Origin of the sequence: Myroides albus, from assembly GCF_009711045.1 — a bacterium.
GTDB classification, from domain to species: domain Bacteria; phylum Bacteroidota; class Bacteroidia; order Flavobacteriales; family Flavobacteriaceae; genus Flavobacterium; species Flavobacterium album_A.
The window spans coordinates 1-354 of record NZ_WMJX01000140.1 but is presented as its reverse complement, the minus strand read 5'-3'; the positions used below and the strand labels follow the sequence as shown (position 1 = coordinate 354).

The following is a 354-nucleotide window of genomic DNA, read 5'->3' as shown; positions in this document are numbered from 1 at the left end:
AATCTTACTAAAAACCAGCATCAAAAACTATCCAATTTTAAATTGAAGAGCTTAATACATACAAGAAACGACGTTCGTTTTGAAAACTATGATAATACCTTTATTAATACTGCCAAACCCATTATTTTTGTTTCAACAAGTATAAAAGGAACTGCGATCTATTCTTTACAAAAAGATAAACTTGAACTTCTAAAAAAAGCCAATAATACATCGCTGACTAAAACTTCACAAATTCATAATTTAATAAGTCAAGATGCTAAAACCATAGTATATACTGAAGAGAACCTTTTAACACCTCCTACAGTTAAGCTACTTAAAAACAAAAAGGAAAGTACAATCGTTTCACCTAACCTA

The 354-nt window shown here is 28.8% G+C and carries 1 protein-coding gene; it reads left to right on the top strand.

The window, feature by feature from the left end; translation table 11 throughout:
- Positions 1-42: 42 nt before the first annotated feature.
- On the top strand, positions 43-354 hold a 312-nt coding region (locus GJV76_RS16040; RefSeq protein ID WP_230381587.1), incomplete at its 3' end, for a hypothetical protein.